At 72.0% G+C, this 25880-nt stretch carries 24 protein-coding genes; 12 read left to right on the top strand and 12 right to left on the bottom strand.

The features are described from left to right. Positions 1 to 50: 50 nt before the first annotated feature. On the top strand, positions 51 to 1196 hold the full coding sequence (locus FLX07_RS33125) for a molybdopterin-dependent oxidoreductase (protein WP_223854265.1): 1146 nt from the start codon (positions 51 to 53) through the stop codon (positions 1194 to 1196). Next, positions 1193 to 1603, top strand: a complete 411-nt coding sequence (locus tag FLX07_RS33120; protein ID WP_142575624.1) for a hypothetical protein — start codon at positions 1193 to 1195, stop codon at positions 1601 to 1603. The genes FLX07_RS33125 and FLX07_RS33120 overlap by 4 nt, the downstream gene beginning before the upstream one ends. A gap of 102 nt (positions 1604 to 1705) precedes the next feature. Here the strand turns inward: FLX07_RS33120 and FLX07_RS33115 are convergent, their stop codons facing one another. Next, on the bottom strand, positions 1706 to 1930 hold the full coding sequence (locus FLX07_RS33115) for a hypothetical protein (RefSeq protein ID WP_142575623.1): 225 nt from the start codon (positions 1928 to 1930) through the stop codon (positions 1706 to 1708). Next, entirely contained in the window at positions 1927 to 2595 is a 669-nt protein-coding gene (locus FLX07_RS33110; protein ID WP_142575622.1) for an RNA polymerase sigma factor, read from the bottom strand. The genes FLX07_RS33115 and FLX07_RS33110 overlap by 4 nt, the downstream gene beginning before the upstream one ends. Positions 2596 to 2695: 100 nt before the next feature. On the opposite strand from FLX07_RS33110, the gene FLX07_RS33105 reads away from it, so the two are divergent. Continuing rightward, a complete protein-coding gene (locus FLX07_RS33105; RefSeq protein WP_142575621.1) occupies positions 2696 to 3181 on the top strand; it encodes a peroxiredoxin family protein in 486 nt (161 codons plus the stop codon). Positions 3182 to 3275: 94 nt separating this feature from the next. Here the strand turns inward: FLX07_RS33105 and FLX07_RS33100 are convergent, their stop codons facing one another. After that, positions 3276 to 3737, bottom strand: a complete 462-nt coding sequence (locus FLX07_RS33100; RefSeq protein WP_142575620.1) for an iron chaperone — start codon at positions 3735 to 3737, stop codon at positions 3276 to 3278. 101 nt (positions 3738 to 3838) lie between these two features. Further along, complete coding sequence (locus tag FLX07_RS33095) at positions 3839 to 4294, bottom strand: carboxymuconolactone decarboxylase family protein (RefSeq protein WP_142575619.1); 456 nt, start codon at positions 4292 to 4294, stop codon at positions 3839 to 3841. Between the two features lie 164 nt (positions 4295 to 4458). On the opposite strand from FLX07_RS33095, the gene FLX07_RS33090 reads away from it, so the two are divergent. From FLX07_RS33090 to FLX07_RS33075, 4 genes are all read left to right on the top strand, one after another. Next, positions 4459 to 6732, top strand: a complete 2274-nt coding sequence (locus FLX07_RS33090; RefSeq protein WP_208762521.1) for an ATP-binding protein — start codon at positions 4459 to 4461, stop codon at positions 6730 to 6732. Beyond that, entirely contained in the window at positions 6713 to 7111 is a 399-nt protein-coding gene (locus FLX07_RS33085) for a hypothetical protein (RefSeq protein ID WP_142575617.1), read from the top strand. Before FLX07_RS33090 ends, FLX07_RS33085 begins: the two co-directional genes overlap by 20 nt. A gap of 163 nt (positions 7112 to 7274) precedes the next feature. Further along, positions 7275 to 8846: a DUF7507 domain-containing protein gene (locus tag FLX07_RS33080; RefSeq protein ID WP_208762520.1), complete on the top strand. Its 1572-nt coding sequence runs from the start codon at positions 7275 to 7277 to the stop codon at positions 8844 to 8846. A 166-nt stretch (positions 8847 to 9012) separates the two neighbouring features. Next, a complete protein-coding gene (locus FLX07_RS33075; RefSeq protein ID WP_142575616.1) occupies positions 9013 to 9588 on the top strand; it encodes a permease-like cell division protein FtsX in 576 nt (191 codons plus the stop codon). 88 nt (positions 9589 to 9676) lie between these two features. On the opposite strand, the gene FLX07_RS33070 is transcribed toward FLX07_RS33075, so the two are convergent. Beyond that, positions 9677 to 10741 carry a hypothetical protein gene (locus FLX07_RS33070; protein WP_142575615.1) on the bottom strand — a complete coding sequence of 355 codons (1065 nt, stop codon included), beginning with the start codon at positions 10739 to 10741 and terminating at the stop codon, positions 9677 to 9679. A gap of 256 nt (positions 10742 to 10997) precedes the next feature. Then, positions 10998 to 11654 (bottom strand): class I SAM-dependent methyltransferase, encoded by a 657-nt coding sequence (locus FLX07_RS33065; RefSeq protein ID WP_208762519.1) that lies wholly within the window; start codon positions 11652 to 11654, stop codon positions 10998 to 11000. Between the two features lie 499 nt (positions 11655 to 12153). On the opposite strand from FLX07_RS33065, the gene FLX07_RS33060 reads away from it, so the two are divergent. Then, complete coding sequence (locus tag FLX07_RS33060) at positions 12154 to 12948, top strand: GNAT family N-acetyltransferase (protein ID WP_208762518.1); 795 nt, start codon at positions 12154 to 12156, stop codon at positions 12946 to 12948. Here the strand turns inward: FLX07_RS33060 and FLX07_RS33055 are convergent. From FLX07_RS33055 to FLX07_RS33045, 3 genes are read right to left on the bottom strand one after another with little or no spacing between them, the layout of a single operon-like run. Then, positions 12926 to 14050: an alpha/beta hydrolase family protein gene (locus FLX07_RS33055; protein WP_142575614.1), complete on the bottom strand. Its 1125-nt coding sequence runs from the start codon at positions 14048 to 14050 to the stop codon at positions 12926 to 12928. The genes FLX07_RS33060 and FLX07_RS33055 overlap by 23 nt on opposite strands. A 50-nt stretch (positions 14051 to 14100) precedes the next feature. After that, entirely contained in the window at positions 14101 to 15471 is a 1371-nt protein-coding gene (locus FLX07_RS33050) for an aldehyde dehydrogenase family protein (protein WP_142575613.1), read from the bottom strand. Beyond that, a complete protein-coding gene (locus FLX07_RS33045) occupies positions 15471 to 16565 on the bottom strand; it encodes a phenylacetate--CoA ligase family protein (RefSeq protein ID WP_142575612.1) in 1095 nt (364 codons plus the stop codon). Before FLX07_RS33045 ends, FLX07_RS33050 begins: the two co-directional genes overlap by 1 nt. A gap of 302 nt (positions 16566 to 16867) precedes the next feature. Between FLX07_RS33045 and FLX07_RS33040 the strand changes: the two genes are divergently transcribed. After that, the gene (locus tag FLX07_RS33040; protein WP_142575611.1) at positions 16868 to 18478 is read left to right on the top strand and encodes an ABC-F family ATP-binding cassette domain-containing protein; all 1611 of its coding nucleotides are present in this window, start codon (positions 16868 to 16870) and stop codon (positions 18476 to 18478) included. Positions 18479 to 18508: 30 nt separating this feature from the next. Here FLX07_RS33040 and FLX07_RS33035 read toward each other — a convergent pair whose 3' ends face one another. The 3 genes from FLX07_RS33035 to FLX07_RS33025 all read right to left on the bottom strand — a co-directional run bounded on the left by FLX07_RS33035 (position 18509) and on the right by FLX07_RS33025 (position 21413). Continuing rightward, the gene (locus FLX07_RS33035; RefSeq protein WP_142575610.1) at positions 18509 to 19405 is read right to left on the bottom strand and encodes an SDR family NAD(P)-dependent oxidoreductase; all 897 of its coding nucleotides are present in this window, start codon (positions 19403 to 19405) and stop codon (positions 18509 to 18511) included. 44 nt (positions 19406 to 19449) lie between these two features. Then, positions 19450 to 20460 carry an alcohol dehydrogenase catalytic domain-containing protein gene (locus tag FLX07_RS33030; RefSeq protein WP_142575609.1) on the bottom strand — a complete coding sequence of 337 codons (1011 nt, stop codon included), beginning with the start codon at positions 20458 to 20460 and terminating at the stop codon, positions 19450 to 19452. Between the two features lie 83 nt (positions 20461 to 20543). Continuing rightward, complete coding sequence (locus FLX07_RS33025; protein ID WP_208762517.1) at positions 20544 to 21413, bottom strand: helix-turn-helix transcriptional regulator; 870 nt, start codon at positions 21411 to 21413, stop codon at positions 20544 to 20546. Between the two features lie 233 nt (positions 21414 to 21646). Between FLX07_RS33025 and FLX07_RS33020 the strand changes: the two genes are divergently transcribed. The 3 genes from FLX07_RS33020 to FLX07_RS33010 all read left to right on the top strand — a co-directional run bounded on the left by FLX07_RS33020 (position 21647) and on the right by FLX07_RS33010 (position 25839). After that, entirely contained in the window at positions 21647 to 22420 is a 774-nt protein-coding gene (locus FLX07_RS33020) for an FxLYD domain-containing protein (protein ID WP_223854264.1), read from the top strand. 47 nt (positions 22421 to 22467) lie between these two features. Further along, positions 22468 to 23565 (top strand): NAD(P)H-binding protein, encoded by a 1098-nt coding sequence (locus tag FLX07_RS33015; protein WP_208762516.1) that lies wholly within the window; start codon positions 22468 to 22470, stop codon positions 23563 to 23565. 201 nt (positions 23566 to 23766) lie between these two features. Next, positions 23767 to 25839 (top strand): RNA polymerase sigma factor, encoded by a 2073-nt coding sequence (locus FLX07_RS33010; protein WP_142575607.1) that lies wholly within the window; start codon positions 23767 to 23769, stop codon positions 25837 to 25839. Positions 25840 to 25880: the final 41 nt, after the last annotated feature.

Here is a 25880-nt window from a genome sequence, read left to right as displayed (position 1 = left end):
GGATGTCGATTCGCCGCCGTGCCGGGAAATCGAGGGTGCGTGATTTCGCCATGAAGGAACGCGTCGAAACGCTGATGCGGAGCGTGCCCGGCCGCTTCACCAGCGGGCTGCACTCCGAACGGGTGGCCGCCCGGCTCGGCCTGTGGCTCGGCGTCAGTTTCACCGTCGCCTTCGTCACCGGCCTGTTCAGCCACTTCATGCAGCATCCCCCCGGCTGGCTGTCCTGGCCGTCCCGGCCGGTCGGGCTCTACCGGGTCACGCAGGGCCTGCACGTGATCGGCGGGCTGGCGACGATTCCGCTGCTTTTCGCGAAACTCTGGACCGTTTATCCGAAGCTGTGGCAGTGGCCGCCCTTCCGGTCGCTCTCGCACGCCGTGGAACGCGCGCTCGTGCTCGTTCTCGTCGGTGCCTCGCTGTTTCAATTGACAACCGGCTTGCTGAACATCTCGTACGCCTACCTCTGGCCGTTCTCCTTTCCGGTCGCGCACTACTGGACGGCATACCTTCTGTACGGGGCCCTGGTCATTCACGTGGTGAACGAATGGGCGAAGGTGCGCAGGAATTTGTGGGCGCGGGAGGAGGTCGAGCCGCGGGAGGCGGTCACGGCGCGGCGGCGTTTCCTCGGCACCGTGGCCGCCGCCTCGGGCCTCACCGTCCTGTTCACGGTGGGCGAGACGTACGCGCCGCTTTCCGGGCTCGCCCTGCTGGCGCCGCGCGACCCGCATGCCGGTCCGCAGGGCCTCCCGGTCAACAAGTCCGCGGCGGCGGCGGGAGTGACCGCGGCGATCCGCGATCCGGGATACCGGCTCACGGTGACCGGCGCGGTGCGCACGCCGCTGTCCCTCGCGTACGACGACCTGCTGCGGCTCCCCCAGCACACCGTCCGGCTGCCGATCGCCTGCGTGGAGGGCTGGAGCGCCGAGGCCGAATGGTCGGGCATCCGGTTGCGCGACCTCGCCGCCCTGGCGGGTGTCGCGCCTGGCTCCGTGCTCACGGTCGAGTCGCTGGAGAGGGGCGGGGGATACCGGTCGAGCGAGGTGCGGCCACCGCACTGGAACGACCCGCTCACGCTGCTGGCGCTGCGGATCGACGGCGCGCCGCTCGCGCCCGACCACGGTTTCCCCGTACGGCTGATCGCGCCGAACAGGCCGGGTGTGCTGCAGACCAAGTGGGTGTCGAAGGTGGTGGCGGGGTGAACGTGGGGCGTTGGCTGGGCTACGGCCTGGGCGGTGGACTGGTCGTGGCCGGGATCGCCGGACTGGTCGTGAACGCCCACCAGACCGACCCGCTCGGCTGGGCCCTGTGGTTCGGCGGCCTGATCGCGGCGCACGACGGAGTGCTCGTGCCCTTGGTCCTGCTCGCCGGCGTGGCCGTCGGGAGGCTGACAAAGCCGTCGCCGGTGCGGGCGGCGCTGACCGTCGCGGCCGTGCTGTCCCTCGTCGCCCTGCCGATGGTCGCGGGCATCGGCCGGCGGGCCGACAACCCCTCACTCCTGCCGCTGGACTACGGGCGGAACCTGCTCGTCGTGCTGGGCCTGATCGCGCTCGTGACGGCGCTCACCACAATCGCACTGCGGCTCCGGGGGAACCGCCGCCGCGAGTAGAAGCCCCTACGGCCCGGCGCTCACGGCCGTCGGCTGCCCGCGGGGTGGCGGCCTCCCCGAACGGCCTACCACCCGCGTACCCGGCCGCAGGGGACGCGACTGCTAGCCGGCGTTGCCCGACACCGCGGCCAGCAGGCCATCGAAGTCGTCGCGGCAGGGGCCGCAGGCACGCAGGTGCGCGACGATCCCCGGGTATCGCCGCCGTGTGGCCTCCGGGTCCCGCGTCACGAGTTCGACGTACACGTGAAGCAGGTCCATCGCCTTGGCACAGCCCACGTCGCGCGGGTCGGTGCCCAGGAACCGGTCGAGCTCGTCCCAGCCGTTCATGACCGCCTCGAAGTGCCGATGTCCAGATAGCCTCGGGCGACGAGCACGGCGCGCAGCTTCCGCCTGGCGTCGAACATCGTCTTGTAGATGGCGTTGCGGTTCGTGCCCAGTTCGACGGCCAGAGCGTCCGCCGGGACGCCCTTGAGCACGATCGCGACGAAGATCTGGCGCTGCCGTTCGGTGAGTTCCTCGTCCACGGCCCGGCGCAGCGCGTCGAGCAGATCGTGTCGCTCGGAGCGTTCGGCCGGGTCGAACCCGAACCGGTCCGGCAGGCGCTCCCAGTCCTCCCCTTCCAACGACACCCTCGGGTCACACCAGAAGTGGCGCCCGAGCTTGGCCGACACCTCCAGCACCGCGAACTTGTAGACCCAGGTGGTGAACCTGCTCTCACCTCGGAACCCGCCGAGCTTCGCGGTCACGGCCAGCAGGGCGTCGGCCGCGGCCTGGTGGGCCACGTCGTCCAGCTCGGGTCCGGCGAGGCGCAGTCGCGGGGCGCGCCTGCGCACCTCGTTGCTCGCGACGCGCAGCAGGATCGCGTGCAGCCGTTCCACGGCCGCCTCCCGCTCCACTCCGGTGCCGCTGAGCGTACGCAGCCACTCGGCCGACTCCGGGTCGACCGAGGCGAGGGTGGCCTGGTTGTCCCCGAGGCCTGGATCCACCGCCATGCCTCCGATGGTATTGACCGCTCCCGGGAGGTAAGACCTCGGCCGCCGGTGACGCGAAGACAGTGTCAGCACATCGTTTCGACACGACAGGAACATCGACATGACACTGCTGCATCCCGGCGACCGGTTTCCCGACCTGGACGTTGCCCTTCCGGGCGGGGAGACCCTGCACCTGCCCGACGCGCTGGCCGGAAGCTTCGGCGTCGTCCTCTTCTACCGGGGTTCGTGGTGCCCCTACTGCAAGGCGCAGTTGCGCGCCTTCCAACGGTCGCTGGACACCCTTGCCGGCGTGGACGCCAAGGTGGTGGCCCTGTCGGTGGACGACGAGGCCACGACGCGGGAACTGGCCGTCACGCTCCGGCTGGACTTCCCGGTCGGGCACAGCGCCGACCCGGACCAGCTGGCCCGCACGACCGGCGCTTTCGTCAACGACGACCCCAGGTATGTCCAGTCGACGGGCTTCGTGCTCGACCCCGACGGCCGGGTCGTCGTCAGCGTCTACTCCAGCGGCGCGATCGGCCGCCTCGTCCCCGACGACGTCGTCGGCCTGATCCGCTACATCCGGGAGCACTCACCCGCCGCCTGAACCTCCCCGCGCGTCGCGCGCACGGCCCGGGCGGCCCGGGCGGCCCGGGCGGCAGGCCGGAACCTCCGGCCTGCCGCCCGGGAGCGCCCGCTCCTCAGCTCACCGCCCGCCTCAGGAGCGCCACGATCATCGCCTCGGCGTCGGCGGTCAGCTCGGTCAGGGCGTACGAGGCCGGCCACATGGCGCCTTCGTCGAGGTTCGCCTCGTCGCTGAAGCCGAGCGTGGCGTAGCGGGCCTTGAACTTCGCCGCGGGCTGGAAGAAGCAGATGATTTTGCCGTTGCGGGCGTAGGCGGGCATCCCGTACCAGAGCTTCGCCGTGAGGGTGGGCGCGCCGGCCTTGATCAGGGCGTGCAACCGCTCGGCGATCACCCGGTCGGGCTCAGCCATTTCGGCGATCTTCGCGAGGACCTCGCTCTCCGTGTCGCCCTTGGCGGCGCCGCGCCGAGTGCTCGCCTTCAGCTCCTTGGCGCGCTCCTTCATCGCGTCGCGCTCTTCCCCGGTGAACCCGTCGTACTTCTGGCCCTTGGCGGTGGTGGGCTTCGTGGTGGTCGACATGACGACTTCCTCTCTCTGTGACGTGCGGCTCTGGGACGTGCGGCCCTGTGACGTGGGGTTCTGGGATGTGAGGCTTGGACTGGTGCCGGGCGGGAGCAGCGTCACCACTGGCCCGCCTGCCGGCGGGTCGCCACGTTGAGCCGGTTGAAGGCGTTGGCGATCGCGATGTTGAGCAGCAGCGCGGCCAGCTCCTTGTGGTCGAAGTGCGTGGCGGCCATGTCCCACACCTGGTCCGGCACCGGGTCCGGCCGGTCGGCGAGCCGGGTCACGGCCTCGGTCAGGGCCAGCGCCGCGCGCTCCTCGTCGCTGAACCAGGGCGTCTCCCGCCACGCGACGACGGCGTGCACCTGGTCCGCGGTCACGCCGTGCCGCTGTGCCTGGTGGACGCCACCGGCCACACACGGAGCGCAGCCGTTGATCTGGCCGGCCCGCAGGTGGCTCAGCGCCAGCAGCCTGCCGTCCACTCCGGCCCCCGCGATGGCGCTGGTGACCGCCGTCAGGGCCTCCATCGCCCCGGGGATCAGAGCCGCCGGGTTCGGCATGCGCTCGGTCGACATCGCTTCTCCTTCGCCGCGGGTGTTTCCGACAGGAACCATGTGACCAGCGGCGTGCCGGTGCCCGCATGGTCCGTGGGACACCGTGGGACACGTAGAACCCGGCTGAGCAGCGCGAACGCGTCGCCGATCCGTCCGCGCGGGCCGGGACGGGTACGGTGTTGCACGTGTCCAGCCCCCAGGAGCGACTGGTGGCTCAGCTCGCCCGGATCAAGGAGCTGAGCGGGCTCAGCCTGCGCGCCCTCGCCCGCCAGACGGGTCTGAGCAGCTCGTCGTTGTCGCGGTATCTGACCGGCCGGCTGGTGCCGCCGTGGGAGGCCGTCGTGGCGCTGTGCCGCGCGGTGGGACGCGATCCCCGGCCACTGCGCGCGCTGTGGGCCGAGGCGGCCGAAGCCGGCGCGGCGCCCGCCCGGCGCCGCAACGATCTGCCGGCCGACCTGTTCGACTTCACCGGCAGGAAAGCGGAGTCTGCGCTGGTCGAAGAGCTGCTGCGCGCCACCGGCGCGGCCGCGATCGACGGCATGGCGGGCGTGGGCAAGACCAGCCTGGCCGTGCATGTGGCCCATCGGCTCGTCCCCGCCTATCCGGACGGCGGGCTCTACCTCGACCTGCAGGGCTTCACCCCTGGTCAGGAGCCGCTGGAGCCGCACGCCGCGCTGGGCCGGCTGCTGGGCGCGCTGGACGTCACGCACCCCCCGGCCGGCACCGTCGAACGCGCGGCGCTGTGGCGGTCGGAGCTGTCCCGCCTGCGGATTCTCGTCGTGCTCGACAACGCGGTCGACGCGGAGCAGGTGCGTCCGCTGCTCCCCGGCGCGGGGAAGTCCGGGGTCCTGGTCACCAGCCGGCACCGGCTGGTCAGCCTGGACGCGGTGCCGCCGGTGTCCCTGGAGCCGCTGGCCGACGACGACGCGGCGCACCTGTTCGGCCGGGCGGCCGGGCTCTCGCTCACCGAGGAGGAATCGGTCGGCCAGGTGCTGCGGCAGTGCGGCGGGCTTCCGCTGGCGCTGCGGATGGCGGGCGCGCGGCTTCGCCACCGCCCGGGCTGGACGGTGGCCGTGCTGGCCGAGCGGCTGCGCGCCACCCCCAGCCGATTCGACGCCGCCTTCGGCATGTCGCTGCAGCAGCTCGACGCGGTCCAGCGCCGCATGTTCCGGCTGCTTGGCCTGCTGCCGGGCGCCGACTTCGACGCGGCGGTGGCGGGCGCGCTCACCGGCATGCCGCCCGACCGGGCCGGTGCGGCGCTGGAGGAGCTGGTCGACGCCCACCTGATCCAGGAGCCCTCGCCCGGGCGATACCGGATGCACGATCTGATCCGGCAGTACGCGGCGGACCTCGCCGCCGACGAGGAGCCGCGGGCCGAGGCCGCCCTGCGCCGGGTTTTGACCCACTACCTGACGCAGGCCGTCGCCCACGAGCGGACCCTGCCCTCGCCGCACCGCAAGGACCCCTCCCCGGGAGATCCGGCGAAGGCCATGGCCTGGTTCGACCTCGAGTACGTCAACCTGGTGGCCTGCTTCGACGCCGCCGTACGGCTCGGCGTGGACGAGGTGGTGGCCGAGCTGCCGCAGGCCATGCGGGTCTGGTTCTTCCGGCACCGCGGCACCGACGACCAGGCACGCCTGCTCGAAGCCGCCGCGGCCGCCGCGGCGCGTCTCGGCCGCGACCGGCAGCGGGCTTCGCTGCTCGCGGACCTCGGCTTCGCCCGTGCCGCCGCCGGACGCCTCACCGAGGCGCTCTCCGCGTACGAACTGGCCGAGCAGTCGGGGCCGGACGACGACACCGCGGCCGCCCTCGCGCTACGCATCGGCTTCGTACGCCGTGATCTCGGTGACCTCGAAGCGGCGCAGGCGCACTTTCGGCGGGCACGCGAGCTGTTCGAGAAGCTCGGGCGTCACGCGGGACAGTCGCAGGCGCTGGCCTTCGACGGATGGGTGACCCTTCACCTCGGGCGGCGCGGCGAAGCCGTCGAACTCGCGCGGGCGTCCGTCGCCCTGGCGGACGGGCCCGCGCGGATCACCGGGCTGGTCACCCTCGGTCTCGCACTGGCACCGGACGACCCGGCGGAGTCGTTGCGCACGCTGCACGACGCGTTGGAGCTGTCCGAGCAGCACAATCTCCAGCACAACCAGGCGTGGTGCCACAACCATCTCGGTGTCGCGCTGCGGATCACGGGTTCACCCGAGAAGGCCCTCGAACACCACCGGCGGGCCTTCGAACTGCTGGAACCGCTGGCCGAGGTGCAGTTGGAGATGGACTTCCTGCACGCCTACGCCGAGACGTGCCGCGTGGCGGGCCGCTACGAAGAGGCGCTGGCGCTGCTCGACCGGACCATCGAGCTCGCGCGTGAGCTGGACCGGCCGTACGACGAGAAGCTCGCCCGCGCGGCGGTCGTGCGCATCCGTCGCACCACCGGCGATCCTCATGCGCCTGATCTCCCGTAGCGACTGCGAGGTCGACGTCCACGACGGGGTGTTCTTCATCGTCGATGTGTCGTTGTCCTGGGACCCCTTCGAGCCGTCCGACCACGGCGGCCTCAGCCTCTCGGCCGAGGACGACCTCGTGAGTCTCGCGCTCGAAGTGTGGGACGACGAGCCGGAGGATCAGCGCGAGACGTGGGCGGATGTGGTCACCCGCGTCCTCCACTCGGAGACCGGGGAGATCTGCGCGGCGGAGCTGTACACGGGCGTGCAGGACGGTTTCCTGCTCCTGGGCGGGCCGGAGCGGCTGTGGAACGTACGGGTGTGCACGCGGGCCGATGACGAAGTGGATCCGCGGGAGCGGTTCTTGGTTCAGTTCTGGCCGCGGGGGTCCTCGACCTAGATCTGGATCTTCTTTGCGCAGGGTCGGGAGAGAACAAGATCCGGCCAACTGTTGGCACGGCCGCACGTGTCGTGCCGCTCTTGCCGTCCCCGTCGGCGAATCTTCCCTGCGGTGCCAGCGCCGCCCGTACGGCCTGGTGAATCGCCACGACGAGAGGACGTTCATGATGAGGCACATCCCCAGGATGTGTTATCCCGTCGCCGCCCTGTTGGCGGCGGCTGTCCCCCTGACGCTGTCCGGAGCGGTCCCCGCCGACGCCGCGCCCGCCCGCAGCGAGGTCGCGGCCACGGCGGCCACGGTGTCCACGGCGGCGCAGCGGCTCGCGGCGCCGGACCCCGCGTCATGTCCTGAGCAGGTGGCGCTGGTCAACGGCGGTTTCGAGAAGCCCCTCGTCACCGGGACGTGGGCTTCGCTCCCCGACGCCTCGCAGAGCAACCCGAACGCGATGCCGGGCTGGCGGACGACGGCCACCGATCACATGATCGAGGTCTGGAGCCCCCGGATGAACGTTCCGGCGGTCGAGGGCGCGCAGTTCGCGGAGCTGAACGCCAACCAGGTCTCGACCCTCTACCAGGACCGTCCGACCACACCGGGCCAGAAGCTGTACTGGCGGCTGTCCCACCGCGGGCGTCTCGGCACCGACCAGATGGCGCTGGACATCGGCGCTCCCTCGGGCCCCGCCCAGCAGGGGACCATGTCCGACGGCGCCGGTAAGTGGGGCGCCTACCACGGCAGCTACACCGTGCCCGCCGGGCAGACGACCACCAGGTTCGCCTTCCGTTCCATTTCCGCCGCCGGGGGCAACGCGTCGGTCGGCAACTTCCTCGACGACGTCTTCTTCGGCACCCCGCCGTGCGTCGTCGTCACCAAGTCCGCGAGCCCGCAGGGGCCGGTGGACGTCGGCGCCGAGATCACCTACCGGCTGACCGCCGTCAACAAGGGCGGCGACGTCGCGCAGAACGTCCGGCTCACCGACAAGGTCCCGACGGGGACCACCTACGTGCCCGGCTCGCTCCGCGTCGTGGGCGGCCCGGGCAGCGGCGCCCTGACCGACCAGGCCGGCGACGACCAGGCCGAGTTCGACGCGGCCACCGGCGCGATCTCCTTCAGGCTGGGAGACGGCGCCACGGACACGGCGGGGGGCCGGCTGGCCAACGACACCACTCTGCCGGACGGCACCACCGTGGAGTTCCGCGTCAAGGCCGGCCGGTCGGTCGCGGGCAAGCAGGTCGTCAACAGCGGCGCGGTCGCCTACGAGAACCGGCTCGGCCCCGAGCCCGAGCCGTTGGCCTCCACCAGCGGTGACGCCGTCACCAAGGTCAACCCGGCGGTCGACCTGAGCGTGGTCAAGTCCGCGGACAAGACCGAGGTCACCGTGGGGGAGACCGTCACCTACCGCGTCACGATCGCCAACGCCGGGCCCAACGACGCCACCGGCGTCACCGTCAAGGACGTCCTGCCGTCCAACCTCGCCTTCCTGTCGTCCACAGGCTCGGCCGGCACGTACGCCGGTGGAACCTGGACCGTGGGAACGGTGGCCGGCGGCGCGACGGCCACGCTGGTCGTCCGGGCCAAGGCCACCGCGATCGGGGAGACGGTCAACACCGCCACCGTCGGCGGCAAGGAGCTCGACCTCGACCCGGCCAACGACAGCGACGCGGTCAAGGTCTGCGTCCAGCGCGAGCCGTTCTGCCCGTACTGCACGCCCGGGAGCAAGCAGGACACCGGAAAGTGACCCGCTTCGCCCACGCCGGTGAGGCGTGACGCGAAATTTCGATGTCGCGAGGCCCCTCCGGACCGACCCGGAGGGGCCTTCGCACGTGCCGGGCCGGAAACACCCGAGCGGCGGATCGCCGCAAAGACGCGAGCAGCGGATCGGCGGCGGTGCGCGTTCACACTGCATGGATCGTGAATCCCTACGGCTGACGGCGCTCGCGCCGCCCGCACCGCCTCCCCGGGCCGATCTGGCGGAGCTGTACCGCGAGCACCGGGTCGGCCTGGTGCGGCTCGCGGAGCCGTCGGAGAACCGCCAGGACGTCGGCGTCGCCGCGGCGTCGCCGAGCGGCGACGCGGCCTCATCCGGCATGGTCGGCGTCTCGGTGTTCCTCTGCACAGATGTCTCTCCCCTCAAGAGCTGCAGGGGCGGCGAGGTCACCGCCTGGGAGAAGGAGAACATCAGCCGAGCGCTCCGGGCCCGCCGCGACGTGAGGACCGTGACGTTCGAGGACCGGCGGACGGCGTTCGAGAACTTCCGCAGAAGCGAGACGAACCCCAGGGGGCTGAAGGAGGCGACCAGGGCGGAGGACATGGCGGAGTCCTTCCGCCTGAAGCTCGTCCCCGGCGCCGACCCCCTGGCCGTGGCCAGGGCGGCGAGCGACCTGCCCGGAGTGTCCAACGTCGTCGACGAAGGGTGCCTCAGGGACAACCAGGACCGGCCGGAGGAGGTCCAGCGACAGTGCGACTTCCTCGACAGGTGACCCTGAGCGCGCCTGACACGCGGAAGGGGCACGGGCGGCGCCCGTGCCCCTCATGGCCCTACTGGCTGTCAGGACCTCGTTTTCCGGCTCACTGGTCGCAGTCCTCGCTGCTGGAGGAGTGCATCATGGGCCGGCTGTAGCTGCTGATCTGTCGTGACTCGGTGACGTACCGCGTCTCGGTGACGGGACGCTGGTAGGTCATCATGCGCGTGTAGCTGACCGGACGGCTCTCGGAGACGAAGCGCGTGGACTGCACCTCCTGAGACTCCGGCACCATCCGCGTGTAGCTGACCGGACGGCTTTCCGTGACGAAGCGTGTCTCGGTGACCGGACGCTTGAAGGTCTCCTGGCGGGTCACCGGACGTGACTCGGTGACGTACCGCGTCTCGGTGATGGGCCGCTGGAAGGTCTCCTGGTGGGTGACCGGACGGCTCTCGGTGACGTAGCGCACCACGGGACGCCTGTAGGTGACGTACTGCGTCACCGGACGCGACTCGGTGACGTACCGGGTCTGGGTGACCGGGCGCTGGAAGGTCTCCTGGTGGGTGACCGGACGGCTCTCGGTGACCATGCGCGTGTAGGTCACGGGGCGCTGGTAGGACACCTGGCGCGTTTCGGTCACCGGACGCATCCGGGTGACCATCCGCGTCTCGGTGACCGGGCGCTGGTAGGTGACCTGCCGGGTGAACGTGACCGGACGGCTCTCGGTCACCATGCGCGTCTGCGTGACCGGGCGCTGATAGGTGATCGTCCGCGTGTAGCTCATCGGACGGCTGTACGACGACTCCTGGCGGAGCTGCGGACTGCTGCTCTGCAGCGACGACTCGCGCAGCGATGCCCGCGAGCGCTGGTAGGCGAGGTTGCTTCCGGACTGGCCGCTCGACTCCTCGCTCGACTCTTCGCTCGACGAACCTTCCTGGGCGCTCTCCCGCCCGTACCCGCTCTCCTCCTGGTACGCGCGTCCGCTCTGCTGGGCCGCCTCCTCCGACTGTTCGCCGAGGCTGGTGCCCGGCTCTTCGGCCTGCGGCGCGCTGAGCGCGGCGGCGAGGCCGGACGGGTGGGCGGCGGTGGAGGCCGATGCGATGGCGGGCCAGAGCGTAACCGCGGACAGGACTGCCGGACCCAGCAGTAATGAGAATCGAGTGCCGTGCATAGAGATACTCCTCTCCGATCAGCGATCGGGTCGTATCTCAATCGTTGACACACGCCGCTGCGGCCCGTCCAGGCGAGTTGACTCCTCCCGGGCCGTTCGCTGTGGCATTCCATGTCTGCCCATGGGCGTGACCTTCGACGACGACACGGTCGACCGGCCTCCGCTTTGCCTCCGCATTTCGCCGGGAATGCGCTTCGACTAATTGCCGAGACGTTTACGGATTCGCCATTGTGCGTTTTCCGCGAAACAACACAGCTCAGCGGTGGGCGATGACGGCGTACCGTTCGTCGTGGATGGGCTTGCCCCACAGCACGGGGTCGGTCAGCGGCTCCACCCGAACGTTCGCGGCGTACGGTCGCAGCACCTCGACGAGGGGCTCGGCGCTCACCCCGCCGAGCCAGGGCAGGCAGCCCGCGCCCGGCACGTACGGCGGGCCGTCCCCGGAGGCCTGCCAGTTGCCCTCGATGAGGATCAGCCGGCCGTGCGGGCGCAGCAGACTCATCCAGGTGCGCAACGCGCGCTCCGGTGCGGGCAGGGTCCACAGCAGATGCCGGGCCAGGACGACGTCGAAGGAGGTTCCGGCGGCGGCTGGCGGGTCGCTCGCGTCGCCGGTGAGGACGGGCGCGGTGAAGCCCGCCGCGGCGAGCTTGTCCCGGGCCGTCTCGGCCATCCTGGGGGACAGGTCCACGCCCACCGGCCGGTGTCCCTGCTCGGCCAGCAGCAGCGTCAGCGACCCGGTGCCGCACCCCAGGTCGAGGACGTCGGTGGGAGGCCCCGGCATCCAGGACCGCAGCCGTCCCGCCCAGGCCGCGTGCACCCGGAGGTCGCGAAGCCCGTGGTCGGCTTCGTCGTCGAAGGTCTCCGCCTCCGCGTCCCAGTAGGAGGCGATCGACTGGGGATCCAGATCAGGCACGGACGCATCTTGTCACCCGTCTCCGACAAAAGTGGACGCAAAGGGTAAGACAGGTGATGTCCGCAGGGGTGGGCCGGCCTGCGGGGTGAACGGTTCACCCAGGAAAGACGCCGAGACCCCGGCAGGAGGATCTCCTGCCGGGGTCTCGCACGTGTGGTGCCGGTGCCGGGTCGCCTCTCGGCGAAAGGCACAACGCGGCTCCAGCCGAACGGTAGTCCGCGAAGGCAAATTAGGTGAGGCCCGGGGACACCTGCACACCGGCCACGCTTCATCCAACCACGTGCCCGCACTTGTTGTTCCCGGGCCACGCCATCTTTTTCCGAGTCGATCCCGGCGCCCGCCGTCCGCAGCACACGTACGGCGCGGCCCGTCACAAAGGGCCGTCACAGGGGCCCGTCACAGAGCAAGGGCCGCGGCCGCCGTTTTCCCCGGTCGATCCGGCTGCGCGGGGCGGAAAACGTGTTGCCCGCCCTCGTCGTGCTCGGGGAGCCTCCCACCTGTGGAACGAGTGATTCTGGCCGGGGCGGACGGCGCCCCTGCCTTCAGTTATGTCGAGGACGAGCGGTATGGGCTGCCGTGCGCCGACCTGGTCGAGGTCATGGGCCCGGAGGCGGCCGACGCGATCACGGCGAAGCTGCCGGGCTGGGCGGTGGCGGGGCCGCTGGACCTGGGCGAGGCGCTGGTCGCACGTGGCGCGCGTGTGATGCGGCACGCCCACGAGATGACCTGTGAGCTGCGTACGGCGCCGCCCGCCGAGACCGGCGCCCCCGACGGGTTCCGGTTCATGCCCTGTGACCGGTCACCGGAGGAGGTGTTCGCGGCGTGGCGGGCGGCCTATCCGGCGGGTCACCCCGACCACCGGAACATGGACGACGCCGCCGCGCTGCGCGACGTCCTCGCCCCGTTGCTGGAGGGGAAGGTGACCGGCGAGATCCTGCCCTGCAGCGTGCTCGCCGTGGACCGGGACGACGCCGTGGACCGGGACGACGTGGTGGTCGGCGACGCGGTGGGCGGCGGCGTGGTGGTCGGCGGCGTGGTGGTCGGCGGCGCGGTGGTCACCCTCTTCCACGACCGGCCCTGGGTGGTCGAGGTCTTCCGCCACCCCGCCCGCACGCCCTCCGGCCTCGGCGCGCGCATGCTGGCCGCCGTACGGGACAGGGCGGCGGCCGACGGGTGGGAGCGGCTGGGCCTGGTCGTGTCCGAGGGCAACCCGGCCAGAGGCGTGTACGAACGGCTCGGTTTCACCCTGGTCGGCAGCTCGATGACCGTCGTCATCCCGAGCCGGTCGACGTGACGAACTCCTTCACCTCCCGCTCGTAACGTCCGGGGTCCGCGTTCCAGGAGCCTGTGTGCCCGCCTCCGCTCGTCCGTACGAGCCTGACGATGTCGGGGCGGGCCTCGGCGAACCGCAGCGCCGGGCCGGTCGGCACGGTCGCGTCGTCGTCGTCCACGAAGACCAGGGTGGGGATTTTGAACTCGCGGGCGTGCCGCAGGTGGTCGATGTCGTCGAAGGACACGCCGGTGCGCCGCTCGATGACCCATTCGCCCACCGACACGAGGAAGCCGGGCACGCCCATCTGCTCGGCCCCGAGGGCGATCGGCGCCCGCCAGTCGATGACCGGGCTGTCGAGGATCATGGCCGTGATCGGCTCGCCGGGCAGGTTGCGTACGGCCATCGGCACGATGCCCCCGCCCATCGACCAGCCGTACAGGACGATCCCGGTCGCGCCCCGGCTCTTGGCGTACGTGATGGCCGCCGCCACGTCCTGCCACTCGGTGGCGCCGAGGTGGAACCTGCCGTCCGAGCTCGCCGGGGCGCCCTCGTCGTTGCGGTAGGTGATGCCCAGCACCGGCATCCCCAGGCTGTGGAAAACCGGCAGCACGCGCAGGGCCTCGGCCGGGCCGCCGTTGCGGCCGTGTACGGCGATCACCCAGGTCGTCGAGGTGCCCTCGGTCCGCCAGCCGGGGAAGTCGCCGAGCGGCGAGGGGATTTTCACGTCCGTGTACGGCACGCCGGCGGCGGCCGGGGTCGCGTGGCCCCACAGCCAGCGGTCGAGGTAGGCGTGCACTCCAGGCCGCAGCTCGCCGTGGACGACCTCGGTGACCTTCCTGGTCACCGTGCCGGCCCCGGTCGCGATCACCTGGCCCACCAGTGCGTTGCCGTCCGCCCAGGTCAGGCCGTACGTGCCGGGGGCCGCCGTGTCGGCGCCGCCCTTGATCGTGACCTGGTCGCCGCTGACGGCCGTCACCTCCAGGGGATAGCCGGAGGTGTGGACGGGGTCGATGACCAGGCCGGAGTAGTACCAGCCCGCGCCACCGACGGCGGCGACCGCGAGCACCACGACGACGGCGAGCGTCCACAACAGGCGGCGCCGCCATCGTGTCGTCCTGCGCATGGCCCAGAATCTACTGGGCCTTTTGCGGTCGTTTAAGTGCGGGCGGTGGGTTAAGTGCGGATGACGCCTTTCGTACGCATGAGGAACTCACCGAGGTAGGCGTCGTGCGGAACCCACGGCGGCATCAGATACGTGGGGGTGTCCCCCAGGTAGACGTTCCTGATCGACGGGTCCTCCACCAGCCGGTCGACCAGCCCGGCGTCCTGCGTGATCGCGGTCAGCACGAGCGTGTTGCGCAGCGGCTCGATGCCGTCGGCCCGGCTCCAGGGCGCGAACCACACACAGGGGAACGACAGCTCGATGCCCGTCTGGGGCGCGTCCGGCCGGTCCACCAGGAAGACGGCCGGCCGCAGGACCCCGCTGCCGTCGCCCAGGTCGTCCACCACGCCGTCGCCGCCGAGCACCGGCGTCGCGCCGTTCACGTGGTCGAGCAGGTACTTCTCGATCGCGTGCGCGTCCGCGACCGGCTGCACGGGCAGCACCGCGCCGTCGTCCTCCGGCGGCAGGCTCGGGATCGCCGAGAGCCGCTCCGCCACGGCCTCGGCCACCGGTGCGGGATCGCCCTCCACGAAGACGGCGGTGGCGTTCACGCAGGCCGTCCCGCCGAAGGCGCTGACCGACTCCACGATCATGCCCAGGTGGGTCTCCCAGTCGTGCCCGGTGAGCAGGATCTTGGACCGTCCCGGGCCCTGCGGCAGCACCCTGACATCGTTGCCGTACTTGTTCACGACCTCCTCGCCGCCGTACACCATGGCGAGGTCGGCGTCGCGGATGATGTCGTCGGCCACCGTGTAGTCGGTCGGCAGGAGCACCACCTGGTCGTCGCCGAACCCCGACTCCCGCAGCGCCGTGATCAGGCGGTGCGGAGTGAACGGCTCACGCCGCGAGGGGCGCACCGCGACCCGGTATCCGAGCGCCAGCGCCTCCAGCCACAGCGTGTGCACGCCCGGATGGTTGCCCGCGGCGTGTACGGCGAACACGTCGCCGCGCCGCGTCCAGACCGCCTGGCCGTTGCGGGTGAGCGGATCGCGCCAGTCGTCCACCGCGCCCTCGGGACGGGCGTACCGGGTGGTGCGGTACGCCTCCGCGGCGCGTCGTCCGATGCCCGAGGTCGCGGAGCGGACCACGGTGATCGGCATCCCCGAGACGCGGCTGACGATGTGCTGGTACTTCTCCGCCGCGATGCCGTCCACCACGCCGGTCGCGAAGAGCCGTCCCGCGCGGGTGAGGGCCGCCACCCGATCGTGGGCCGGCAGGGTCCGCGCCTCGTGCAGGGCCGCCATTGACCGCTGGACGAACAGGCGCGGCACCAGGCTCAGCTCGGCGACCGGCGTCCCGGTCAGCTCCGTGATCGTCTGCCGGCTGCGGCTGTGGTAGGGCCCGCCGGCGCCGAGCGCGTCGAGCCGGATCAGCTCGTCCATCAGTACACCCCCTCGATGACCGTCTCGTTCTCGAAGGTGGCGAGCGGGCCGACGTCCGCGACGGAGTCGCCCATCTGCCCCGGTGGCGGCGCCACCCGGGTCGCCAGGTCGCGTTCGAGGTTGTTGGGCAGCAGGAAGCTCTTGCTGATGTGGTGCATCACCACCTGGCCGCGGTCGCCGTACCGGACGACCTCCCCGGTCTCCGGGTCCACCACCGAGAACGTGATGTAGGGCGAGAACGTGTCGAAGACGATGAGGTCCTCCTCCGGCGCCGTGACGCGCTCGGCCAGCCCGCCGAGGATCATCGTGCTGCCGTACGAGCCGTACAGCTTCACGTTCGGGAAGACCTCGGTGCGGAGCAGGTAGCGGGTGTCGGGGTCCATGTGCGCGCCGCCCCAGCTGATCGCGGCGACCTTCGCGTTGATCAGGTCGACGAGCGCTTTCCTGCGGGCCAGCCGGGTCAGCAGCGGCGGCGTGGTCGCCAGGACCCGCACGTTCTGGGTCTCCAGGATGTGGGCGCTCTGGTCGATGAGGTGCTCGGCGTAGCGCTCGGCCTCGTCGGCGCGGCCCTCGGCGATGCACCTCTTCACCCACCGGGGGTCCATGTCGACGGTGAACGGGATGCCGCCCCGCCGCGCGGCCTGCCGGCGGATCAGCTCCCCGATGAGGTGCGGCCCGGTCGGCCCGAGCGACAGCCAGTGGCCGCTTTCGGGATAGCCCCTCGCCTGCAGACTCTGCTGGGTCCGGTGCATCAGCCGTTCCAGCCAGTCGCGCAGCAACACCACGCGCTTGGGCGGCCCGGTCGTGCCGCCGCTCTCGTACACGCCGATCACGTCCGCGTCCGCGCCGTACCCCCGGGGGATCAGGTCCTCCACCCGGACCTCGCGCAGCTCGTTGGCCACGTTGGGGAACCGGCGCAGGTCCTCGAAGGTGCGCACGTCCTCACGCGGGTCGAAGCCGAGCGTCTTCGCCCGGTCCAGCCAGTACGGCGAGCCGGTCTCGGGGCTGAAGTGCCACCGCATGGCGGCCGCGATGAACGCGGGGCCCTCCGGGACCTGGTCGAGCGGGCAGTCGAGGATCGGATCTGTGGACATCTCCGGCCCCTTTGACTCGGAAATCCCTAAAACGCCAGGCTATTTCCAGGCGATTCGCCACCAGGTCAAAAGATTCCGGGACTGTGGAAAACATCGGACACCAGATCACAGGGCCCGATCTCCCGCCGCACCTCGTCGGCCGCCCCGCCCGACCCGGGGAACGCTTCGGGCCGGTCGGTCCTCGATCGCTCCGCCTGAAAGAGTCTCGACGGCGCGGCCGGCGGAAAACGAGATGCCACGTGCAGAAGTGGTGAGTAGCCTGCGCGGGTAGCGCACGAACATATCCGAGCAGGAGATTCACGGTGGGGCATGTCGAGATCGGGCACCTGACGCATGTGCTGCCGGACGGCAGGATGCTCCTGAACGACGTCTCGTTCCGGGTGGGGGAGGGCGTCAAGGCGGCCCTGGTCGGACCGAACGGCGCGGGCAAGACGACCCTGCTCCGGATGATCGCGGGCGATCTCCAGCCGGTCGAGGGCACGGTGGCCCATTCGGGCGGTCTCGGCGTGATGCGGCAGTTCGTCGGCAACATCCGCGACGGCCGTACGGTCCAGGACCTGCTGCTCAGCGTCGCGCCGGAACGGGTCAGGACGGCGGCCGAACGGCTGGACGCCGCCGAGCTGGCGATGATGGAGCGCGAGGACGAGAAGACCCAGATGCGGTACGCCCAGGCGATCACCGACTACACCGACGCCGGGGGCTACGACATCGAGGTGCTCTGGGACGCCTGCACGATGGCGGCCCTCGGCGCGCCGTACGACAGGGTGAAGTATCGCGAGGTCGCCACGCTGTCCGGCGGCGAGCAGAAGCGGCTGGTGCTGGAGGCCCTGCTGCGCGGGCCCGACCAGGTGCTGCTGCTCGACGAGCCCGACAACTACCTCGACGTGCCGGGCAAGGTGTGGCTGGAGACGGCGCTGCGCGAGACGCCCAAGACCGTGCTGCTGGTCTCCCACGACCGCCAGTTGCTCGCCAACGCCGCCGACCGGATCGTGACGGTCGAGTCCGGCAACATCTGGATCCACGGTGGCGGCTTCACGACGTACCCCGAGGCGCGGCGGGAGCGCAACGAGCGGCTCGACGAGCTGCGCAGGCGCTGGGACGAGGAGCACGTCAAGCTCAGGCGCCTGGTGGTCATGCTCAGGCAGAAGGCCACCTACAACGACGGCATGTCCTCCGCGTACCACGCGGCCCAGACCCGGCTGCGCCGGTTCGAGGAGGCCGGGCCGCCGGAGGTCGCGCCCAAGGACCAGCTCATCAGCATGCGCCTGCGCGGCGGCCGTACCGGCAAGCGGGCGGTGATGTGCGAGGCCCTGGAGCTGACCGGCCTCATGAAGCCCTTCGACATGGAGGTCTGGTACGGCGAGCGGGTGGCCGTCCTCGGCTCGAACGGCTCGGGCAAGTCGCACTTCCTGCGGCTGCTCGCCGGGGAGGGCGTGCGGCACACCGGGACCTTCAGGCTCGGCGCGCGGGTGGTCCCCGGGCACTTCGCGCAGACCCACGCCCGGCCCGAACTGGCCGGCCGTACGCCCTGCGAGATCGTCATGACCGAGCACGCCCGGCTGAAGAACGAGGCGATGAAGGCCCTGGCCCGCTACGAACTCGCCGGCCGGGTCGCCGAGCAGCGGTTCGAGACGCTGTCGGGCGGCCAGCAGGCCCGCCTGCAGATCCTGCTGCTTGAAATGTCGGGCGCCACGCTGCTGCTGCTCGACGAGCCGACCGACAACCTCGATCTGGCCAGCGCCGAGGCCCTGCAGCAGGGCCTGGACGCCTTCGCGGGCACCGTGCTGGCGGTGACGCACGACCGCTGGTTCGCGGCCGACTTCGACCGCTACCTGGTCTTCGGCTCCGACGGGCGGGTGTACGAGTCGCCCGAGCCGGTCTGGGACGAGACACGCGTGGTCCGCCCGCGATAGCCACGTTCTTCCGGCGAGTCAGACGGCGGTTCAGGCGGCGGGGTGCGGGCCGAGCAGGTCGGCCAGGCCGATGCGGGTGAGGAAGCGGGCGCGGATGCGGTCGGCGACCTCGCTCACCTCCGCCGACCCGTCGTCGAGCGGATCCACGTGCACCCGGAAGGGCCGCGTGCCGTGCGGGGTGTCGACGACCTGGACGACGGCGTCGGCGACCAGGGACACGTCGGCGCCGGGCGGCTGCAGCGCCGCCAGCCGTTCGCCCACCTGGTCCATCAGCGCGCCGTACCGCTCGTCGTAGGCCGCGATCACCGCCTGCTCGGCCGGGTGACCGGCGTTGGCGAAGTGGTTGGTGCCCGAGGTGAACGCGCCGGGGACGACGATGGTGGTCTCGATGTCGAAGCGGGCCAGCTCGGCGGCGTACGACACCGCCAGGGCGTCGGCCGCCGCCTTGGCGGCGAAATAGGGCGCGAGGTAGGGCGGGGTGCCGCCCCTGGTGGAGCTGGAGCCGATCCACAGCAGCAGGCCGTGCCGCCGCTCGCGCAGGTGCGGCAGGACCGCCCGGTTGAGCCGCTGGCTGCCGAGCACGTTCGTGTCGTAGACGGCGGCGAGCTCCTCGGGGGTGAACGCCTCGGCGGGGCCGAGCACCATGTGGCCGGCGTTGTGCACGACCACGTCGATGCCGCCCGTCTCGGCCAGGACGGTCGCGACCGCGGCGTCCGCCGACTCCTGTGAGAGCACGTCCAGCTCGACGGTGCGCAGGTCCACGCCGTGTTCCCTGGCGTAGCCGGCCGCCTCGGCCACGCGAGGGGCGTTGCGGCCGGTGGTGGCGCGCATGGCCGCGTACACGGTGTGCCCGGCGCGGGCCAGGGCGCGCGCGGACAGCGCGCCGAATCCGGAGCTCGCACCGGTGATCAGGATGGTCTTGCTCATCGGTATTCCTTACGAGTCATGCGAAACGAGTCATGCGAAACGAGTCAGGCGAACGTGATGACGCGGCGGCCGCCGCCGGACCCGCCGCCCATGGCTTCGAGAGCCGCCGGTGCCTCGTCGAGGTCGATCGGCGTGACCTTGGGCAGGATGCGGTGCTGGGCCGAGAACGCCAGCGTGTCGCGCAGATCGTGGGGCGATCCGGACGGGGAGGCCATGACGTGCAGCCGGTTCAGCACCATCGGCTGGGCGCTGAGGGTGAGCGGGGTGTTGTCGTAGCCGCAGAGCACCATCGTGCCGTCGGGGGCGAGCCCGGTGAGGACGGCGGAGGCGGCCTCGTTGGAGGGGGCGGCGTTCAGGATGACGTCGGCGCCGCCACCCCACGCCCTGAGGGCGGCTGCGGGGTCGGTGTCGCGGCTGGCCACGTACATCTCCGCGCCGAGTTCCCTGGCGGCCCCCTCGCCCGCGGCCGACCGGCCGATCACGGCGACCCGGGCGCCCATGGCGACGGCGTACTGGACGGCGAGGGCGCCGATGCCGCCGGCGCCGATGATCGCCACCCGGGAGCTCGCGGTGGCTCCGGCCCGGCGCAGGCCGTTGAACGCGGTCAGGCCCGCGCACATGAGCGGCGCCGCGGCCACCGGGTCGAGCCCGGCCGGGAGCGGGGTCACGTATCCGCCCTTGAACAGGCCGTACTCGGCGTAGCCGCCGTCGGCCGTGATGCCGGTGATGCGCTTGGCCGGGCAGAGGATCTGGTCGCCGGACACGCAGTAGTCGCAGTGGCGACAGGAGTCGTACAGGAACTGCGCCCCGACCGCGTCACCCACGGACAGGCCGGCGACGCCGTCGCCGAGCGCCGCGACCGTGCCGGTGATCTCGTGGCCGGGGATGATCGGGAAGCGGGCGAACGGGAAGTGCCCGCGGAGCAGGTTGAGATCCGTGAAGCACAGGCCGCAGGCGGTGATCTTCACCAGAACCTCGCCCGGGCCCGGCTCGGGGATCTCACGGTCGATCAGGGACAGCGGGGTGTCGACCCCGGTGGCGAGTGCCGCACGCATAGGTTTCCTCCGTCGGCCACGGGTGACGCCCCCGCAGCACGCTCACCAGCGTGCTCCGCATGCTCCGGCGCAGCCAGGGGTGCTCAACCCCAGCTTCCGGCCAGCCCGAACGCCGGCCCGGGCGTGTCGCGCCAGACGTCAGCCGGATTGAGCGCGTGCATCCTCGGCACGACGTCGGCGTCGTCGGGGACGAACCAGAGCAGCCGCTGGGCGGCGTCCGCGGTGACGATGCTGTTGCAGGTGACCTTGAGGGTGCCGAGCACCGGGTTGACGACTCGCTTGTACTCCTCGTGGCGGACCCTGACCTCGTGCGCCCGCCACAGCCCGGCGAACTCGTCGCTCGTGTCCAGCAGATGGCCGACGAGCTCGCGGCAGACGGCGTCCGTTGGGCCACGACGCGCGACCGCGGCGCGCAGATCGGAGACGAGCAGCCGGGAGTGGTAGTCGTGGTCCTCCGGCGGATAGAGGTCGCGGGTGGCCGGGACGGTGAACCAGTGGTAGAGGAAACTCGCCCGGATCCCGGTCAGCCCTGCCTGCGGCCCGACCAGGACCTGCGCGGTGTGGTTCTGCACGACCACCTCGTGCATGTCGGTGATCACCATGGCGGGGGTGTCCTCGAGCCGTGTCATGAGCTGCTGCAGCGCCGACTGCATCCGCACGGGCTCCGTCCCGGGCGGCGCCGGACACCCCGCCAGGTGGAACAGGTGGGCGGTCTCGTCCGGGCACAGGCGCAGCGCGCGGGCCAAGGCGTGCAGGACCGGCTTCGACGGGGTCTGGCCGCGTCCCTGCTCCAGCTCCGTGTAGTAGTCGGAGGACAGGCTCGCCTGCTCCGCCACCTCGTCCCTGCGCAGGCCGGGCACCCTTCGCCGGCCGCCGTGCGGCAGGCCGGCGGCCTCCGGGCTCAGCCGGTCTCTGCGCGACCGCAGGAACGCCCCCAGTTCCGAGAGATCCACCGTGTCCTCCCCGCTGCTCCTCGGCCGCCTTTCCGCTCGTCCCCGCCTCCATCCTCGCGCACCGCACGTCAGCGGGCTCCTCGGGGGGAAGGAGTGGCGGGGCAGGCCGGGGACGAGCCATGCGGGGTCCGCCCGCGATAGACGGCCGGTAAAGATACCGGCGGGAGCGCGCGTGTCCCGGAGGCGGCGCCCCATTCAGCGGTTATGACGGCTAAGTGACGCGACGTTGCCACTTGACCGTCGCACTCGCCCTCGCCGCGCTGGCGATGGCGTCGTGCGCGAGGGAAGACAAGCAGGAGGGCCCGCAACCGCTGGCCCTCAAGGAACACATGTCCTCGATCGTGCGCTCGGGGGCCGGGTACGCCGTGACCTGGGCGGGGGTGCTGAGCAACCCCAACCGCTGGCAGTTCGGCGAGAACGCCGTCGCCGTGATCACGGCCGTGGACGCCGCCGGCAAGGAGGTCGTCCACCAGGAGCAGCCGCTGGACGCGGTGCCGCCCGGCCGTCCGCTGGCCTTCAGCGGCCGGGTCACGAGCCCCGCCCAGCCGGTGCGCGTGAAGATCGACTACCGGCCCGCCACGTGGCGGCCCATCCCGCGCGTTCCGTCGGCGTTCCTCAAGTTCCCGATCTCGGACGTCCGCACCGACAAGCTGACGAACGGGTCCTACCTGGTCACCGGCTACGTGCTCGACCCGTTCCGCAAGCCCGCCGGCGGGCTCGCCGTCACGGCCCTGCTGCGCGATGCGGCGGGCAAGCTCGTCGGCGGGGCCACGTCATATGTGGACGACGTACGGCCGGGAGCCAGGCGCAGGTTCGTCATCACCGTCGAGGGCGTGCGCGGGCAGGTCGGCGCGACCGACGTGCACGCCACGACCTGGGGCTCGACCGCCAAGACGTACGAGGACCTGGCCCAGGCGGGAGCCGTTCCGCTGCACACTGTCGCGCCGACGACGGAGCCGTTCGTCAAGGACCGCGGATATCCGCCGCCCAACGACCGGCGTCAGTGAGCGGCCCTCTGCCGATCTTGACAGGCCAGGAGGGTTACCGTAGCGGGATGGCCATCCCCAGGATCGTGCTGTTCGGAGCCACCGGCTTCACCGGCAGGCTCACCGCCGAGGCGCTCGTCGCACGTGGGGCCCGGCCGCTGCTGGCCGGGCGGGACCAGACGCGGCTCACCGCCCTGGCCGACGCGCTGGGCGGCGGCCTGCCCATCGCGGTCGCCGACGTCTGCCGCCCGGAGTCCGTACGCAGGATCGTCGCGCCGGGCGACGTGCTGATCTCGACCGTCGGCCCGTTCGTCCGATGGGGAGAGGCCGCGATCGCCGCCGCGACCGAGGCGGGCGCGGTCTACTTCGACACCACCGGCGAGCCCACGTTCGTCAAGCGGATCTTCCAGCGGCACGGCCCCGCCGCGGCGGCCCGGGGCGCGGCCCTGGTCACCGCCTTCGGATACGACTACGTGCCCGGCAACCTCGCCGCGGCCCTGGCTCTGCGCAAGGCCGGGCCGGGGGCCGTCCGGGTGGACGTCGGCTACTTCGTGGAGGGCGGCACGGCGCGTCGCGCGAGCGCCGGGACCCGTGCCTCGGCGCTGGGAATGGTCCTCGAACCGATGTACGGCTTCCGCGAGGGCCGCATCGTCCCCGAGCACGGCCGCACCCGGAAGTTCCTCGTCGACGGCCGCGTGCGGCACGGCCTGTCCATCGGGGCGTCCGAGCACTTCACGCTGCCGCCCGCGCATCACGGCCTGCGCGAGGTGAACGTCTACCTCGGCTGGCTGGGCGGGCTGACCAGGGTCGCGGGCGTGCTGGCGAAGGCGACCCCCGTCATCGCCGCGCTGCCGGGGGTCCGGCGGGCGACCGAGGCGCTGGCCGACCGGGTGCTCCGTACGGGCGGGGCCGGCGCGCCGGCCGGGGCGGACATGTCGTCGAGCGTCGTCGCCGAGGCGTACGACGCGGGAGGCCGCCGCCTGGCCGTCGTCCACCTGACCGGAGGCGACCCGTACGAGTTCACGGCCGGTGTGCTGGCCTGGGCGGCGACGACGGCACTGGCCGAGGGCGTGCGCGGCACCGGTGCCCTGGGACCCGTGGACGCCTTCGGCCTCGATGCGCTCACGCGGGGCTGCGCCGAGGCGGGAATGACCGTCAGGGGATGACCGTCAGGGGGTGACAGACGCCTGTACGGCGTCGTGCACGGCGTCTTCCCAGCGGGCCGGATCATTCGCAATAAATCGCCTAATAGAGCGCCGAACTCCGGCAATTTAACTGGATGGCAGAGGTAAAAGCCGACGACGCGGGCACGTGACTTCCCCTGAATGGGTGGAGCGGGGAGTTACTGAGCATTTACTCTCAGTTATATGAATGATGGCGTCCTGGTCGAGGCGTTGCGGGCCCGGGATCCGGGAGCGCTGGCCGCCCTTTATGACACATATGCGGGCAATCTCTACAGGTACTGCCGCACATTGCTGGCCGGTCCCGACGCCGCCCAGGTCGCGCTGCGCGACACGTTGATCGCCGCGGAGGCCCTCGTCGGCTCACTGGCCGACCCGGACAGGTTCCGTCCCTGGCTGTACGCCCTGGCCCGCGGCGAGTGCATGCGCCGCCGCACGCCGGAGGAGACCGGGCCGGACGCCGGGCCGGACACCGGGCCGATCCCCCTCGCGACCGTGCCCTTCCCCGGCGTCGCGGCCGAAGGCGCCGAGGCCGACCTGCGCCTCGTCGCGAGCAGCGCCGTGGGGACGCTGTCGGTCGAGGACCGGGAGGTGCTCGAACTGGCGGCCCGGCACGGGATGAGCGGCCAGGACCTGGCCGCGGTGCTCGGCGCGGGCGAGCGGTATGCCGAGGCGCTCCTCGACGCGGCCACGGAACGCCTGCGTGAGACGGTGACCGTCGAGATCCTCGCGAGGCGTGCCACCCACGACTGCGCGCGGGCGTCCGCCATCCTCGCGGAGTTCACGGGGGAGCTCACCCCGCAGGCGCGGGCCCAGCTCAGCCGGCACCTCGCGCGGTGCGAGACCTGCGCGCACCAGCGCGTCAGGCAGATCTCCCCGGCAAAGGTGTTCGGCCTGCTCCCCCAGATCGCCCTGCCGGAGACGCTGCGGGTGCGGGTGCTCAGCAGCTTCATCGACCCCGAACTCGTCCCCTATCGGCGGTACGTCGCCAAGCGCATCGGCGGGCTCAACGCCGCGGGCTTCCCGAGGGCCGGTCGCCGCGAGGGGAGGCTGGCGCAGGCGGTGGCGGGCGCCGTGGCCGCCCTGGCGGCGGTGGCGACGATCGCGCTCGTGTTCGCCCAGTTCGCCGGGGACCTGCGCGAGCGGGCCGCCGACACGATCGCCCCGCTCCGGCTCCCCACGGCGGAGGCGTCGGCCGGCGTGTCCGGCGGCGCCGCGTCTCCCGAGGGGTCGTCGGACGAGGCCGCCGGGGCCGACGAGGCCGGCGGGCGCTCGCCCGCGCCTCCGGTATCCCGGGAGCTGGCCGAGCCGGTCGTGCCCGTGGTTCCCGCGAGGCCGGTCCCCGTGCCGCGCCCGGCGCCCCTGCCCGCACCCGTGCCCCCCGCCGATCGGCCGCACCGCCCCGTGTCGCACGGGAAGCCCCCGGGGCACCCCGCAGGGGGGTCGTCCTCGCAGGGGCCCGGCGCCTCGCCGTCCGGCCCGACGCCCACGCCCGTCACCACCTCCACACCCCCCGGCGGCTCCGGCACCCCGAGCACCCCCGGCGGCTCCGGCACCCCCGGCTGGCCGGGTTCCGGCGGCCCCGGGTCGGGCGGGCCGGGCTCCGGTTGGCCGGGCTCCGGTGGACATGGTCCAGGCGGGCCCGGCTCCGGTGGACATGGTCCCGGCGGCCCCGGCCCGGGCTGGTCGCCCCGGGGCGGACCACCTCCGGCGCACTGGCCGGGTCACCGTCCGCCCTGGCGTGACCACCAGCACCATTCCCGTCTCCACCGGGAGTGGCCGCCGACTCCCGCGTCCTTCCACAAGCCCTCGGGCGGACACGGCGGCCACGGCGGGCCCACGGCCCTACCGCCAGGGCGCGGCGGACACGGCGGCAGGCACGAGGCGCAAAGCGCCGGAGGCGGCGAGAGGACACCCAGCGCCGGAGGTAGCGGGAGGGCACCGAGCACCCGGGACGGCGGGAGGACACCGAGCGCCGGAGGTAGCGGGGGGACACGAAGCACCGGGGACGGCGAGAGGGCGCGAAGAGCCGGGGACGGCTCGGGTCCCGGCCGCTCCGGCCGGGACGGCTCACTGCCGGGCGTGCCCGGTGGGATCCGGGGCGGCGGCTCCGAACGCGGAACGGAGCGTCGCGGCACTTCCGGCGGCCCTGCGACCGGCCCCGTGACCGAAGGCTCTGCGACCAGAGGCTCTGCGACCGGCGGCTCCGGAAGGCCTGGAGGCGCTTTCCCTGGCCAAACGGGACGATCTACCACATAGGCCGATTACAGGGCGTAGCTTAGATGTGTACGGAGAGTAGT

Origin of the sequence: Microbispora bryophytorum (assembly GCF_006874465.1) — a bacterium.
In the GTDB taxonomy this organism is placed as follows: domain Bacteria; phylum Actinomycetota; class Actinomycetes; order Streptosporangiales; family Streptosporangiaceae; genus Microbispora; species Microbispora bryophytorum.
The sequence above is the reverse complement of the archived record's forward strand: the minus strand, read 5'-3'. Positions and strand labels throughout refer to the sequence as shown.